This is a genomic window from Domibacillus epiphyticus, from assembly GCF_001975785.1.
In the GTDB taxonomy this organism is placed as follows: domain Bacteria; phylum Bacillota; class Bacilli; order Bacillales; family Domibacillaceae; genus Domibacillus; species Domibacillus epiphyticus.
Genome location: NZ_MSFI01000006.1, coordinates 12,071 through 27,991 on the forward strand (window position 1 = coordinate 12,071; position 15,921 = coordinate 27,991).

Here is a 15,921-nt window from a genome sequence, read left to right on the forward strand (position 1 = left end):
CCGGCGCCAAATTTTCGGCAAAAAACGATAAGTGATCACTGTTTTTGGAAACGCATACAATTGTGAAGGAAGCAGAAATACATAAAGAAAAAGTAAAGGTTTTAAGTTCAATTATTTCAAGGTTGGTATATTTCAAATCCCAATGGTTTATAGCTAATTTAACTTAGTTATTTTAATAGATTAAAACAAAAAAGGGGTCCTTTTAATGAAAAACATCTTTCGAAATATAAAAACAAAATTATTCTTAGCTTTTTCTTTCATTTTAATTGTTCCTGCCATTATTATTGGATCGCTTTCGTATACAACTGCTAAAGATGCGGTTAACAATGAGATGCTGGATGGCTTTGCTGGGACTGTAAATTTATTAAACGCATCAATTGATAATACAATGCAGTCTAAAACACATGATATAGAAACACTTTCTAAAAAGATTACATCAAATGACTATCAGGGAGCCAGCAGTCCAAAATTACGTGGAATTTTTGATCAGTATGTGAATTTACATCCTGAAACCCATAGTATTTTTGTTGGTACAAAAGAAGGCTTATTTATTCAAGAACCTAACAAACAAAAAGATCCGAATTTCGATCCGAGAGAAAGATATTGGTACAAAGATGCGATCGAAAATAAAGGGAAAATCGTTATATCAGATCCTGACATTTCTGCCAGCACAGGTGAACTGGTTGTAACCATCGCTCGTGTCCTTGAAGATGAGTCAGGGGTAGTAGCGGTCAATGTACAATTAAGCCACTTGCAAGAGTTAATAAATCAGGTCGAGATAGGCGATGAAGGATATGCTTTTCTTCTAGATAAAAATAAAAAATTCATTGCACATCCTGCAACAGAGGCAGGAACTGAAGGGAAAGAAGATTTTTACAATAACATGTATGCACAAGAAAACGGGAATTTTGAATATAAGTATGAGGGCGTTGAAAGAATGATGGTTTTTGCGACCAATCAATTGACTGGCTGGAAAATAGGGGGATCCGTGGAACTTTCAGAAGTCAGTGAGGCTGCATCCCCAATTTTGAAAAAAACGGTCCTCGTTATCGTGATTGCTATGATAATAGGTGCCTTCTTTGTTTTCCTTATCGTAAAGTCAATTATTAGGCCGCTCATAGGGTTAAAAGAAAAGGCAATTACCGTCAGTAAAGGGGATTTGACAGAGAATATTGATGTTCATTCCAATGATGAAATTGGACAGTTAGGAATTGCTTTTAATGAAATGCAGGAGAGTCTTAAAGGTTTAATTCAAGAAGTAGAACATCATGCTGAACAAGTCGCTTCCTCCTCAGCAGAATTGACAGCAAATGCTGAACATACAGCCAGCGCTACTGAACAAGTATCAGCTTCTATCCAGGAAGTGGCAAGCAGTGCGGAGAAACAAACAAGTGGAGTGGATCAAAACGCTCAGATTCTAGCTGAAATTTCGGATGGCGTCTCCCTAATTGCCGATCATTCTACGAAAGTGTCAAAGCTTGCCCATCATACAACTGCGCAGGCAGAATCAGGTGGTCAGGCGGTTTCCGATACAGTGAATCAAATGAATTCCATTCATGAATCCGTAAAAGAATCCAATACCATGATAAAATCTTTATCTGAACGCTCTAAGGAAGTCAGTTCCATTTTGAATGTGATTACGGGAATTGCGGATCAAACGAACCTGCTTGCTTTAAATGCATCAATTGAAGCAGCGAGGGCTGGTGAGCATGGCAAAGGATTTGCTGTTGTCGCTAATGAAGTACGGAAACTAGCCGAGCAGTCTCAGCAGTCAGCAAAGGAAATTCATGAAATCGTTCAAGGAATTCAAAAGGATACGGAAAACTCCGTTCAAGTCATGGCACGTGTTACGAATGATGTACAAGCTGGCGTAGAGGTATCTAATGAAGCGATAGCAAAATTTAATCAAATCCTCCAGAGTACAAAAGAGATCACCCCGCAAATGGAGGAAATTAACACAACTGCACAGCAGATGTCGGCAGCAGTTCAAGAAGTTACTGCGACTGCGAAAGAACTATCCAATATTGCGCATGGTAATGCGGCAACTTCAGAAGAAGTGGCAGCGTCTACAGAGGAACAATTAGCTTCGATGGAGGAAATTTCTGCATCGGCTGAATCTCTTTCCTCCATGGCAGAAGAGTTAAACAGCTTACTTTCCAAGTTTAAATATTAAGTAAAACAGGATTCTCGATGATCCTGCCAATCAATAAAACTGTCTAACAGTCGATATCCTGAGGATATTACTGTTAGACAGTTCTTTTTGTTACTGAAAGGATAAAATCACTCCAGAAATGAACTGTGGCCGATCAAGTGTTCTTCGGATTGTTTTGAAAACCTGCAGCACTTTTATTTTGACCTTATTACAAGTAAATGGGGTTTTAAAGGTATAGCACTTAGATATTCTGTCCTTGTGGTACAATCGTGATATTCGATTTAGAGAATTAGATCCTCAAGAAGGAGCAAAGCATTTTGAATATAGAATTAAATCAAAAACTCATTAAAGAAATGTGCGGTACCGTCTCCTTCAAACGAGGAGATTCTTTTTTCCGTGCGAATAAAGTAACATTCGATAGATACAGTCCTGAAGGCTGTAAAGCAACTGTTACAGGAATTGAGGACTTTCATGTCAAGATAGAAATCGATCCCAGTGGCGGGCTGCACACGAAATGCAGCTGCCCTGCGCTAGCTTCCTTCAAAAACGATTGTCAGCATATTGCAGCCGTATTACTGTCTATTTACGAGCATCAGCGGAAAGGAACTACCCCTATTATTCCAGGTGACCGCCAGTTGGATTCCTCAACACACCAGGCACTGGCAGAAGGTTTGCTAAACCTTTTCAACGATCAGCCTAAACGGCCAAGCGGGCACCAGCTTCACTTTGAAAAAAGGCAAGTTCTCGATACTGTGTTTACGTGTAAAGCTGTCAACATAGGCCACGGGCAATTCATGTTTGGAATAGAAATGAGGATTGGTTCGGCCAATGTTCAAAATATCCGGGATTTACTGGGGAAAGTGAAAGAAGGGCAGCCAAGCCGGCTTTCGATTTCCTTCACATATGATCCAAGCCTTCATTGCTTTCAAAAAGAAACAGATGCGGTTATTCAGCAGCTTATCCAAGTAGTCCATGATGAAAAAGTATATATGGAATCATTTCCAGACAAACCTGTCGATACAATCAGTAATAACACGCTGCTCGTTCCGCCATCTTCCTGGGAACGACTTGTCCCTTCATTTGCAAAAGCACCATCCGTGAGGCTGGAGTGTGATGGGAAGACATTGGATGGTTTACGCTTTTCAGATGGAGAGCTCCCTTTGCGATTTGACTTTGCAGAAACGGAGGGCAAAGGCTGTCAACTGAAGATTAAAGGGTTGAACAGGATCATTTTGTTGAATTCGTATCGGTCTGTTCTATCTGGCGGGAAATTAATTCAGCTAAAAAGTGAGCAAAGTGAGCGCCTGTCAGAACTAAAACAGATGGTAGAAGCCTCAGGCTCCAATCAAATTCTGATTCCTCAGGAGCAAATTGAATATTTCTTACAAAAAGTGGTTCCGGGTTTGAAAAAACTTGGCGGTGTCCACATATCAGAAGCTATTTCCAGGAAATTATTAAAGGCACCGCTGATTGCAAAACTATACTTAGATCGTGTGAAAAACCGCCTGCTTGCCGGGCTGGAATTTCACTATGAAAGTATCATCATAAATCCATTGGAGAATCGGGAGTTCCGGGAAGGCTCTATGCTGATAAGGGATGTGGAGAAGGAAGATGCGATCCTGAAGCTGATGGAGGATAGCTCGTTTGCCAAGACTGACAGCGGATACTTGCTGCATAATGAAGAGTTGGAGTATACCTTTTTGTATCATGTTGTTCCGAAACTACAACAGCTTGTACAAATATACGCCACTACGTCAGTAAGAAACCGGGTTTTGAGAGGGAATGCTCATCCGCGAATCAGGGTTGGGGTCAAAAAGGAAAGGGCCAATTGGCTGGAGTTTAAATTTGAAATGGATGGCATTGCTGAAAAACAGATACGTGAAGTTCTATTGGCTCTAGAGGAGAAGCGGAACTATTACCGCTTGCGGAACGGATCACTCCTCTCACTGGAGACAAGGGAATTTGAAGAAATTAATCGTTTTCTTAAAGCACTTCCGGTCCAATATGAAGATTTGGAAAGCGGCGTGAATGTTCCCGTTGTCCGGGGGCTTCAGCTTCTTGATTCTGATGATAATATATTTACGCTGGAGGAATCGTTCCGTCAGTTCTTGGATACCATCCGTCATCCAGGCAGTTTGGAGTTCAAAGTGCCGAAAAGGCTGGAATCAATATTGCATGACTATCAAAAGGATGGATACAAATGGATGAAGACGCTAGCCCGTTATGGATTCGGAGGGATTCTTGCAGATGATATGGGACTGGGTAAAACATTGCAAAGCATTACGTTTATTTTATCAGAGCTTCCTGCTATCCATCAAAAAAATCTCCCGGTCCTTATTGTTTGCCCATCATCTTTAACGTATAACTGGCTTGGCGAAATCACGAAATTTGCCCCGGAAGTAAAAGCGGTTGTCATTGATGGAAATAAAACGGAACGGTTCAATACACAGAAGGATTTAACGGGTGTGGACGTTGTCATTACCTCCTATCCTTTGTTAATAAGGGACATAGGATGGTACGAGAAACAATCCTTTCACACAGTGTTTTTTGATGAGGCTCAGGCTTTTAAGAACCCTGTGACACAAACAGCAAAAGCAGTGAAGAAGATACAGGCCGATTATCGCTTTGCCCTTACAGGAACACCAGTGGAGAATTCATTGGAGGAGCTGTGGTCGATTTTTCATGTTGTTTTCCCTGAACTGTTTCTCGGTTTAAAGGAATACAGCAATCTCTCAAGGAAGAAGATAGCTAGAAGGATTCGTCCGTTTTTGCTTCGAAGGATGAAAGAAGACGTACTTCGAGAGCTCCCAGAAAAAATCGAGTCGATGGAATCAGTGGACTTGTTTCCTGATCAGAAGAAGCTATATGCTGCCTACCTGGCAAAACTAAGGCATGACACGTTAAAGCATCTGGACAAAGATACACTTCGGAAAAACCGTATCAAAGTCCTTGCTGGTTTAACTCGTTTACGGCAGATTTGCTGTCATCCAGCCTTGTTTGTGGATGGATATAAAGGAAGCTCAGCGAAATTCGAACAGCTGTTGAAGATTGTAGAGGAATCCAGGCTTTCTAGAAAAAGAGTGTTGATTTTCTCACAGTTTACGAAAATGCTGGAGTTAATAGGCAGGGATTTGGCGAATCAAGGGCTTCCTTTTTTCTATCTGGATGGACAAACCCCGTCAGAAGAACGAATGGAAAAATGCAATCGATTTAATGCCGGTGAACGTGATTTATTTCTCATTTCATTGAAAGCAGGCGGAACCGGTCTTAATCTGACGGGTGCCGATACAGTGATCCTATATGACACGTGGTGGAATCCAGCAGTCGAGGAGCAAGCAGCGGATCGTGCTTATCGCATTGGCCAAAGAAATGATGTACAGGTCATCAAGCTTGTTGCCCGCGGTACGATCGAGGAAAAAATGAATGAACTTCAAGAGAAAAAGAGACATCTAATTGAAGAAATTATTCATTCTAAAGAAAAATCGCCGTCTACTCTTACCGAAGAGGATATTCGGGAGATATTGATGATCTAGAGGAGTTAGGAATCTCATTATTCCCTAATTATATATACAGAACGATAAGCGCGGGGTCTCTTAATAAAGGATTCCGCGCTTTTTGATGATTGAATGATATAAGGAAGTGGTATGATAGAATGAAATGGATAATGATAATAGACGGAAGGGGATGTCGATCTTGCGAGAGATGCAAAAAGTGATTATTGAAGAACTCCAAGTGAAATCAACCATTGACCCGCAGGAAGAAATTAGAAGAAGTGTGGATTTCTTAAAAGAGTACTTGCGCCATCATTCATTTTTAAAAGGGTTTGTGCTTGGCATTTCCGGTGGACAGGATTCCACACTTGCAGGGAAGCTCGCTCAGATAGCCGTAAATGAGTTAAAAGAAGAAACAGGTTCTGATAACTATACGTTTTATGCTGTGCGTCTTCCTTATGGTGTTCAATTGGATGAAAATGATTGCCAGGATGCACTTGCTTTTATCCAGCCGGATGTGACGTACACCGTGAATATTAAAGAAGCAGTACAGGCAAGTGAATCCGCATTAAAAGAAATCGGCATTGACTTGACCGATTTTGCAAAAGGGAACGAAAAAGCACGTGAGCGCATGAAAGTACAGTACAGCATTGCTGCGATGAAAAGCGCTGTTGTAATCGGAACAGATCATGCAGCAGAAGCGTTAACAGGCTTTTATACGAAATACGGTGATGGAGGAGCGGATGTTGTCCCTCTTTTCCGTTTAAATAAACGTCAGGGACGGGAAATGCTGGAGCTGTTGGGTGCTCCCGAACATTTATATTTAAAGGTGCCGACAGCGGATTTAGAAGAAGACCGCCCTCAGCTGCCGGATGAAGTGGCGCTCGGCGTCTCGTATGAACAGATCGACGATTACCTGGAAGGGAAAAGCGTGCCGGATGCAGCGGCACAGCGAATTGAAGAGCTTTATAAGAAATCGGCGCATAAACGGCATTTGCCAATTACGGTGTATGACGATTTTTGGAAAAAATAACGCTTTCCGGCTCAAGCCGGAAGCGTTTTTTAATCTGAATTTTCAATAAACAAGACTACGCCTTGACCACCTACCTTGATAGATATAAAATGAGTTCAAAATATGTGAACACGAACAAACAATAGATGGATGTTTCCGATAATACGGAATTGATAAAAAAGAGGAGTGGAACGATGACAGGGAAATCAGAATTTCAAAACCAGGAAATGATTCTCGTGCTTGACTTTGGCAGTCAGTATAATCAGTTAATCACGCGGCGCATTCGTGAATTTGGTGTGTACAGTGAGCTTCATCCGCACACGATTACAGCGGAAGAAATTAAAGAAATCAATCCGAAAGGGATTATTTTCTCGGGTGGTCCGAACAGTGTTTATGCAGATGATGCATTTACATGTGATGAGCGTATATTCGACTTAAACATTCCGATCTTCGGTATCTGCTACGGCATGCAGCTGATGACGAAACATTTCGGCGGGAAAGTAGAATCTGCTTCTCACCGTGAATACGGGAAAGCAGCGATTAACGTACAAACTGAATCAGCACTATTTGCTGATTTACCGAAAGAGCAAGTGGTATGGATGAGCCACAGCGACCTTGTAACACAGGCACCGGAAGGATTTACAGTTGATGCTGTAAACCCGTCATGCCCGATTGCATCGATGAGCTATGCGGAGAAAAATCTGTATGCTGTTCAATTCCATCCTGAAGTAAAACATTCCGTTTATGGAAACGATATTTTGAAAAACTTCGTGTTTGGTGTTTGCGACTGCACGGGTGACTGGTCAATGGAGAATTACATTGAAGTCGAAGTGGAGAAAATTCGTCAAACAGTTGGCGATAAAAAAGTGTTGTGCGCGATGTCAGGCGGCGTGGATTCATCTGTCGTTGCGGTTCTGATTCATAAAGCAATCGGCGATCAATTAACATGTATTTTCGTTGATCACGGTCTTCTTCGTAAAGGGGAAGCAGAACAAGTAATGGATACATTTGCGAATGGCTTTAATATCAACATTATTAAAGTAGATGCAAAAGACCGTTTCATGACGAAACTTGCAGGAGTTTCCGATCCGGAACAAAAACGGAAAATTATCGGCAATGAGTTTATTTACGTATTTGACGATGAAGCATCAAAACTTGAAGGTATTGAATTCCTTGCACAGGGAACTCTATATACTGATATTATCGAAAGCGGCACAGCAACAGCCCAAACAATCAAGTCGCATCATAACGTTGGCGGGCTGCCGGAAGATATGCAGTTTAAGCTGATTGAACCGCTTAGCACATTGTTTAAAGATGAAGTGCGTGCGCTTGGTACTGAACTCGGTATTCCGGAACATATCGTTTGGCGCCAGCCGTTCCCAGGTCCAGGTCTCGGTATTCGTGTTCTTGGGGAAATTACGGAAGAGAAATTGGAAATTGTGCGTGAATCAGATGCGATTTTGCGTGAAGAAGTGCGCAATCACGGTCTTGAGCGCGAAATTTGGCAGTATTTCACGGTTCTTCCCGATATCCGCAGTGTCGGTGTAATGGGCGATGCGCGTACGTATGATTATACAATTGGTATTCGTGCGGTGACATCGATCGATGGCATGACGTCTGACTGGGCACGTATCCCTTGGGAAGTGCTTGAAGTGATTTCGACCCGCATTGTCAATGAAGTGGCACATGTGAACCGCGTAGTGTATGACATTACGAGCAAACCGCCTGCAACAATCGAATGGGAATAAAAGGCGAACGAAAATAAAAAAAATATCGATTTTGTTCGTGTTTTGTATTGACGGACGTTTGTTATATGAGTAAAATGAAAGGGAACTACATTATTTTTCACGTTGTATCGTATATCGTCGAGAATAAGGCTTGACAGTTTCTACCGGGCTGCCGTAAATGGTCCGACTACGAATGAGTGGAAAGGGAATGTTCTCTTTCTGTTATCTTTTCTTAGTCATGCCCGGAGCCACTCTGTTCCGGGCATTTTTTCGTTCGTATATAAGATCGGAAGGAGAACAAATTATTATGAAGAAGTTTTTCCAACTGGAAGAGTTGGGGACGACATATCGTCGTGAATTTATCGGTGGTTTGACGACCTTTTTATCAATGGCGTACATTCTGATTGTTAACCCAATTACACTGTCACTGCAATCAGTGCCGGATTTGCCGGATGCAATGAGAATGGACTATGGAGCCGTCTTTACAGCGACAGCACTTGCCGCAGCACTTGGCTCTATTATAATGGGTATATTTGCTAAGTATCCGATCGCGTTGGCGCCGGGTATGGGATTGAACGCATTTTTTGCTTACACGGTTGTTTTAACGTACGGTATTCCATGGGAAACAGCGTTAACAGGCGTTTTATTTTCCGGTTTAATCTTTATTATTTTGACCGCTTCTGGACTTCGGGAGAAAATTATTAATGCGATTCCTGCCGAACTAAAATATGCGGTTGGAGCCGGTATTGGTTTGTTTATCACATTTGTAGGGTTTCAAAATGCTGGTATTATTGTAAACAATGATGCTGTACTCGTAGGACTGGGGGATTTATCCTCAGGCAATACGCTCCTTGCTGTTTTTGGTATTTTCGTTACGGTCATTATGATGGCAAAAGGCATTAATGGCGGAATTTTCTACGGGATGGTTCTTACAGCAATTGTTGGCATGATTGCTGGATTGATTAATCCTCCGACGCAAATCGTCGATGGCGTGCCAAGTTTGGCACCGACATTCGGTGTGGCTGTTGAGAATATTTTCCAATCTCCTGCGGAAGTATTTACTCTTCAAATGCTTGTTGTGATCCTGACATTCTTATTTGCAGACTTCTTTGATACAGCAGGTACACTTCTTGCGGTTGCGAATCAGGCAAAATTAATGAAAGACGACAAATTGCCACGTGCCGGAAAAGCATTGCTTGCAGATTCATGTGGTACAGTAGTGGGTGCTGTTCTTGGTACATCAACAACAACTTCTTACATCGAGTCTTCTGCAGGTGTAGCCGCAGGAGCCCGTTCTGGTCTCGCGGCGGTCGTAACAGGATTGTTTTTCTTGCTGTCACTGTTCTTCTTCCCGCTTCTCCAGGTAATTACGGCGCCGGTAACAGCACCGGCACTTATTATCGTCGGAGCTCTAATGGTGTCGGCTTTAGGAAAAATTGAATGGACTAGATTTGAAATTGCTGTTCCAGCGTTCCTTACGGTAATTGCTATGCCGCTTTCTTACAGCATTGCGACTGGTATCGCAATTGGTTTCATTTTCTACCCGATTACAATGATCGTAAAAGGCCGTGGGAAAGAAATACACCCAATTATGTATGGGCTATTTGTAATCTTTATTCTATATTTTGTTTTCCTTGAAAAGTAATACGAAACGAAACACCTTCTCATACGAGAAGGTGTTTTTTGTTTAGAACATCATGCTATACTGTAAAAAACAAAAAACAATGGAGATACTGCTGTGGAAACATTTTTTGTGAAAAAAATCTTGAACAACAATGTGCTTATCGCAACTGGGAAAGATGGTGTCGAGGTCGTGCTGATCGGGCGTGGTATTGGTTTTGGCCGCCAGCAGGGAGACAGCATTGTGAGAGATTCAGTTGAGAAGCTGTTTGTGTTAACTGATCGGAGTGAGCAGGAGCAATATAAAAAACTGCTGCCGAACATTGATGATAAAACGTTGAAAGTCATTATCCAGGCGGTCGAATTAATTCGTGGCCGTGTTGGCGAAACGTTGAATGAGCATATTCACGTCGGGCTGACTGATCACCTTGTATTTGCCGTGAACCGGATTGTGAGAGGGCTGGGCATCCGTAATCCGTTTTTGCTGGAAACGAAAGCGCTCTATCCGTTTGAATATGAAGTGGCGGAAGAAGTGACAAAGCTGATTAATCAAAGTCTTACGGTTGCACTGCCTCCAGGAGAAACGGGATTTATTGCGCTGCATATCCATAGTGCCATTGCGAATAAAGATGTGCGTGATGTAAGCCGCCATTCGGAATTGATCGCTGCACTTATCCAAATGATTGAAACGCAGCTGGATGTCGAACTGGACAAAGAAAGCATTGATTATATGCGTCTTGTCCGTCATATCCGTTACACAATCGAGCGTGTTGTCAGAGGCGAAAAGGTAGAAGAACCAGATAAAATCGCAAGCCTATTGAAAGCGGAATATCCGGTATGCTATAATTTATCTTGGAAGCTGATTAAAGTGATGCAGCAGACATTAAAAAATCCGGTGTATGATGCGGAAGCGGTCTACTTAACCATGCACTTGCAGCGGATTCAGACAAAAATGAAATAATACACTGTTCTTTACGTGTTACTGATACGATCAGGCATGAGTGAAGGAGATAGAGAAAATAGGGGTATAGCCACTTCTATTTTCTATTGTCTTCTTTCCTCATGTCTTTTTTGTTCTTGTTTGTCTGTTTCAACTTTTAAAAGCACATAATAACAAATGATGAAGGAGGAACATGCATATGTTTAAAAAACTTTTTGGCGTTTTGCAAAAAATCGGGAAAGCTCTCATGCTTCCTGTAGCCATTTTGCCGGCGGCTGGCTTGCTTCTTGCATTTGGTAATGCGCTACAAAACCCAACACTTACTGAACTTGCTCCATTTCTTGAAGCGAACTGGGTTGTCCAAATTGCATCCGTAATGGAGAATTCAGGAGATATTGTGTTTGGCAACTTGCCAATCTTGTTTGCACTCGGCGTAGCCATTGGACTTGCAGGAGGAGACGGTGTAGCTGGACTTGCTGCGTTAGTTGGTTACTTAATTATGAATGCAACGATGGGGACAGCATTAGGCCTTGAGAGAATTGCCGTTTTAGAGGCAGGAGACCCTGCAAACGCATTGATTCTTGGTATTCCATCGCTTCAAACGGGAGTGTTCGGCGGGATTATTGTCGGTGTGCTCGCGGCTTACATGTACAACAAATTCTATAACATTGAGTTGCCATCCTACCTTGGTTTCTTCGCAGGGAAGCGTTTCGTTCCAATCGCGACAGCGGCTTCATCTGTCGTATTAGGGTTAGTGATGATCCTTGTTTGGCCGACAATTCAAAGTGGATTAAATACATTTTCACATTTCATATTAAACTGGAACCTGGCGGCTTCCGCTTTTGTATTTGGTGTCATTGAACGTGCGCTCATTCCGTTTGGCTTGCACCATATTTTCTACACGCCATTCTGGTTTGAGTTCGGTTCATACGTGAATCAGGCCGGAGAAACCATTCGCGGTGATAATGCCATCTTCCAGGCGCAGATTAAAGACCGTGTTCAAGAGCTGACAGCGGGTACATTTATGACGGGTAAATATCCATTCATGATGTTCGGTCTTCCGGCAGCGGCGCTTGCGATTTACCACGAAGCGCGTCCGGAACGGAAAAAACTGGTAGCTGGAATTATGGGTTCTGCAGCGTTAACGTCTTTCTTAACAGGGATTACAGAGCCAATTGAATTTTCATTCTTGTTCGTAGCACCGATATTGTTCGCCATTCACACGATCTTTGCGGGTCTTTCATTTATGACCATGCACCTTCTCGATGTGAAAATAGGCATGACATTTTCAGGAGGCTTGATCGACTACGTATTATTCGGTGCGATTAATCCACAAACAAATGCATGGATTGTGATTCCAGTCGGTCTAGTATTCGCGGTTATTTATTACTTTGGTTTCCGATTTGCCATTCGGAAGTTTAACCTTGCTACTCCGGGACGTGAGCCGGAAAGCACAGATGGAGAAAACGATGCGCCTGCAGTTGTGGCAAGTGAACTTCCGTATGAGATTTTAGAAGCAATGGGCGGCAAAGAAAACATTGCCAACCTTGATGCGTGTATTACACGTCTCCGTGTTTCGGTAAATGACAGCGCAAATGTTGATAAAAAACGATTGAAACAGCTTGGGGCGGCGGGTGTTCTTGAAGTCGGAAATAACATTCAAGCGATTTTCGGTCCCCGTTCAGATAGTCTTCGCCATCAAATGGCGGATATTATGAAAGGCAATGCACCTCGTCCTGTTTCGATTAAAGAAGGCGAAGAAGTGCAAAAAGAAGTGGAACAGGCTGCTCATCCGGCAATTCGCAACGATATTGACAGCCGTTTTGTGGCGCCAATTACAGGGAAACTTCTTCCAATCACAGAAGTGCCCGATCCTGTTTTCGCCGGAAAAATGATGGGTGATGGGTTTGCGATAGAACCAGCTGATGGAACTGTCGTATCGCCGGTTGACGGTAAAGTGATCAATGTCTTCCCGACGAAGCACGCGATCGGCCTTGTTGCGGATAACGGGCGTGAAGTATTAATTCACTTTGGTATTGATACAGTGAAGTTGAATGGGGAAGGGTTCGAAACACTTATTGCAGAGGGCGATACGGTGGAAGCCGGGCAGCCTCTTCTAAAAGTGGACCTCGAGTATATTGCAGCAAATGCAACTTCAACCATTACACCGATTATTTTCACGAACCTTGCGGAAGGTGAATCGGTCGTTGTTGATAAACCGGGTGCAGTAACATCCGGCGAGGAGAACGTTATCACAATTAAATAGAAGCAAATGGCCTCAACCGGCAATATGGTTGAGGCTTTTTTATTTGAGCTGTGTGTGATAAACTGCCGTCAAAGAGGAGTGAATTTGCATGATGGATAACGCCTTTCTTATGGTCGTGATCATTTTAGTCATTAATATTGTTTACGTGTCATTTTTTACGATCCGAATGATTTTAACGTTAAAAGGATATCGGTACACCGCCGCCTTTGTCAGTACGATTGAAGTCGTTATTTACGTTGTAGGCCTCGGACTTGTCCTTGATAATTTAAATGAAATTCAAAACTTAATTGCGTATGCGATTGGTTACGGTATCGGCGTGATCGTGGGGATGAAAATTGAAGAAAAACTGGCCCTCGGCTACATTACGGTCAATGTGATTACGAAAGAATACGATAAAGATCTGCCGAAAGCGCTCCGTGCGGAAGGTTATGGTGTGACGCAATGGGCGGCAAACGGTCTTGAAGGTGACCGGATGGCACTGCAGATTTTAACACCGCGAAAGTACGAACTGAAACTATACAATAAAATTAAAGAGCTGGACCCGAAAGCATTTATTATTGCCTATGAACCGAAAACAATTCATGGCGGCTTCTGGGTCAAAGCGGTACGAAAAGGAAAATTGATGCGATGAGTAAAAAGAAACTATTTCGAGTAGAAGAACATGAAACAATTGCTGACTGTTTGAACAGGATGAAGGAAGAAGGATACCTCCCTGTGCGGCGAATGGAAAAACCAGTTTTTGAAGAGCGAAAGGAAGATGGGGAGATAATTCATGTCCCAATTGGCAGTGAAATTGTATTTGAAGGGAAAATAGTAACGTAAATACGAACATTAAAATAAACAAGATAAATATCGTTCGATTTTTTATTGACACCGCTCTTTGTCGTTGTTAATATGTAGATGACAATAAAGCACCTCATATAATAGCGGGGATATGGCCCGCGAGTTTCTACCGGCTGCCGTAAACAGCTGACTATGGGGGAAAGCATTCGAATCTCGATCGGCTGCGGACGAATCGCTTTCTCCATATAAAAGGGGAAAGTGGTCTGTCCGCTTTTTTACGTAAAAAAATCTCACACACTGGAGGGTCAACATGACGGTTGAAGTTGGTGTTATAATGGGCAGCACATCTGACTGGGAGACGATGAAACATGCATGCGACGTGCTGGATGAACTCGGAATATCTTACGAAAAACGTGTCGTTTCGGCGCATCGCACGCCAGATTTAATGTTTGAATATGCCGAGACAGCTCGCGAAAGAGGCATAAAAGTAATTATAGCCGGCGCGGGCGGGGCGGCTCATTTGCCGGGCATGACAGCTGCAAAAACAACGCTCCCTGTAATTGGCATTCCGGTGCAATCGAAAGCGCTGAATGGCCTTGATTCTTTGCTGTCCATCGTACAAATGCCGGGCGGTGTACCAGTCGCAACGACGGCAATCGGCAAAGCAGGTGCAACGAATGCAGGACTGCTGGCGGCGCAAATTTTGTCTATCACTGACGCAAAAGTTGCTGAAAAGTTAGATAATCGCCGAAAAGAAACAGAAAAAATCGTGTTGGAGAGCAGTGATCAACTTGAATAGAACTATCATTGAACCAGGCAAAACAATTGGGATTATCGGTGGCGGACAGCTTGGCCGGATGATGGCGCTCGCGGCGAAAGAAGCGGGATTTAAAATCGCTGTATTAGAACCATTAAAAGGCGCACCTTGCACACAGACAGCTGATATTGTCATTCAAGCACCATATGATGATCAAGATGCACTGAAACGTCTGTCCGATGTAAGTGACGTTATTACGTATGAATTTGAGAATATTGACTTCGAAGGCTTGAAAGAACTGATGAAAGAAGCGTATGTGCCGCAGGGAGCAGAGCTGATCCGCATTACACAAAACCGCATTTTTGAAAAAGAAGCCATTTCAAATGCGGGTGTGCCTGTAGCGCCCTACCGGGTGATTCGTTCAGAAAGTGACATCGAAGAAGGGATCAAGGAACTCGGGCTGCCGGCTGTTTTGAAAACAGCAACGGGAGGATACGACGGCAAAGGGCAATACGTACTAAAAGAAGCGGGACAAATAAGCCAAGCGGCGGCTCTTTTAACACATGGTGAATGTGTTCTGGAGCAGTGGGTGCCATTTGAAAAAGAAATTTCGGTTATTGTTACACGAAACCCTGAAGGAGAAACGACCTATTTCCCGGTTGCAGAAAACATTCATGTTGATAATATTTTGCATGAATCGATTGTACCGGCCCGCATATCCGATGAAACGAATCAGGCAGCGATCGCGGCAGCGGAAAAAATTGCTTCAGCCTTGTCGCTTGTCGGAACGCTTGCTGTCGAAATGTTCGTCGGAAAAGATGGAGAAATCTACATTAATGAACTGGCGCCCCGTCCTCACAATTCAGGGCACTATACAATTGAAGGGTGCGGGATCTCCCAGTTCGGCCAGCACATTCGCGCCATTTGCAATTGGCCGTTAAAAAGCACTGAGTTGTTAAAGCCGGCGATCATGGTGAATGTTCTTGGTGAGCATGTGGAAGGTCTCATTCAAGCCATACCGAATAAACCGGAATGGTCGGTTCACCTGTATGGAAAAGACGAAGCAAAAGAAAAGCGCAAAATGGGTCATGTGACCATTCTAGCCAATACGGTAGAAGAAGCGCTTCAAGATATAGATGAAAGCAGCATCTGGACTAAATAAGACTCATAAAA

At 43.0% G+C, this 15,921-nt stretch carries 11 protein-coding genes and 2 riboswitches; all 11 genes read left to right on the top strand.

Annotated features, from left to right (window positions below; genetic code table 11):
* Positions 1-205: 205 nt before the first annotated feature.
* The 11 genes from BTO28_RS03290 (at position 206) to purK (ending at position 15,910) form a co-directional block, all read left to right on the top strand.
* A complete protein-coding gene (locus BTO28_RS03290; protein WP_076764016.1) occupies positions 206-2,173 on the top strand; it encodes a methyl-accepting chemotaxis protein in 1,968 nt (655 codons plus the stop codon).
* 296 nt (positions 2,174-2,469) lie between these two features.
* On the top strand, positions 2,470-5,685 hold the full coding sequence (locus tag BTO28_RS03295; protein WP_076764017.1) for a DEAD/DEAH box helicase: 3,216 nt from the start codon (positions 2,470-2,472) through the stop codon (positions 5,683-5,685).
* Positions 5,686-5,854: 169 nt separating this feature from the next.
* Entirely contained in the window at positions 5,855-6,676 is an 822-nt protein-coding gene (gene nadE, locus BTO28_RS03300) for an ammonia-dependent NAD(+) synthetase (protein ID WP_076764297.1), read from the top strand.
* A 173-nt stretch (positions 6,677-6,849) separates the two neighbouring features.
* Entirely contained in the window at positions 6,850-8,403 is a 1,554-nt protein-coding gene (gene guaA / locus BTO28_RS03305; RefSeq protein WP_076764019.1) for a glutamine-hydrolyzing GMP synthase, read from the top strand.
* An 87-nt stretch (positions 8,404-8,490) separates the two neighbouring features.
* A riboswitch (purine riboswitch) is annotated at positions 8,491-8,592 on the top strand.
* Positions 8,593-8,689: 97 nt separating this feature from the next.
* Positions 8,690-10,027 carry an NCS2 family permease gene (locus BTO28_RS03310; protein WP_076764020.1) on the top strand — a complete coding sequence of 446 codons (1,338 nt, stop codon included), beginning with the start codon at positions 8,690-8,692 and terminating at the stop codon, positions 10,025-10,027.
* Positions 10,028-10,120: 93 nt separating this feature from the next.
* Positions 10,121-10,963 carry a glucose PTS transporter transcription antiterminator GlcT gene (glcT, locus tag BTO28_RS03315; protein ID WP_076764022.1) on the top strand — a complete coding sequence of 281 codons (843 nt, stop codon included), beginning with the start codon at positions 10,121-10,123 and terminating at the stop codon, positions 10,961-10,963.
* A gap of 178 nt (positions 10,964-11,141) precedes the next feature.
* Positions 11,142-13,208, top strand: a complete 2,067-nt coding sequence (ptsG, locus tag BTO28_RS03320) for a glucose-specific PTS transporter subunit IIBC (protein ID WP_076764024.1) — start codon at positions 11,142-11,144, stop codon at positions 13,206-13,208.
* 88 nt (positions 13,209-13,296) lie between these two features.
* A complete protein-coding gene (locus BTO28_RS03325; RefSeq protein ID WP_076764026.1) occupies positions 13,297-13,839 on the top strand; it encodes a DUF2179 domain-containing protein in 543 nt (180 codons plus the stop codon).
* Positions 13,836-14,030 (top strand): NETI motif-containing protein, encoded by a 195-nt coding sequence (locus BTO28_RS03330; protein WP_076764028.1) that lies wholly within the window; start codon positions 13,836-13,838, stop codon positions 14,028-14,030. Before BTO28_RS03325 ends, BTO28_RS03330 begins: the two co-directional genes overlap by 4 nt.
* Positions 14,031-14,104: 74 nt before the next feature.
* Positions 14,105-14,204, top strand: a riboswitch (purine riboswitch).
* Positions 14,205-14,301: 97 nt separating this feature from the next.
* Positions 14,302-14,790 (top strand): 5-(carboxyamino)imidazole ribonucleotide mutase, encoded by a 489-nt coding sequence (gene purE / locus BTO28_RS03335; RefSeq protein WP_076764029.1) that lies wholly within the window; start codon positions 14,302-14,304, stop codon positions 14,788-14,790.
* The gene (purK, locus tag BTO28_RS03340; protein ID WP_076764031.1) at positions 14,783-15,910 is read left to right on the top strand and encodes a 5-(carboxyamino)imidazole ribonucleotide synthase; all 1,128 of its coding nucleotides are present in this window, start codon (positions 14,783-14,785) and stop codon (positions 15,908-15,910) included. The genes purE and purK overlap by 8 nt, the downstream gene beginning before the upstream one ends.
* The last annotated feature ends 11 nt before the right edge of the window (positions 15,911-15,921 follow it).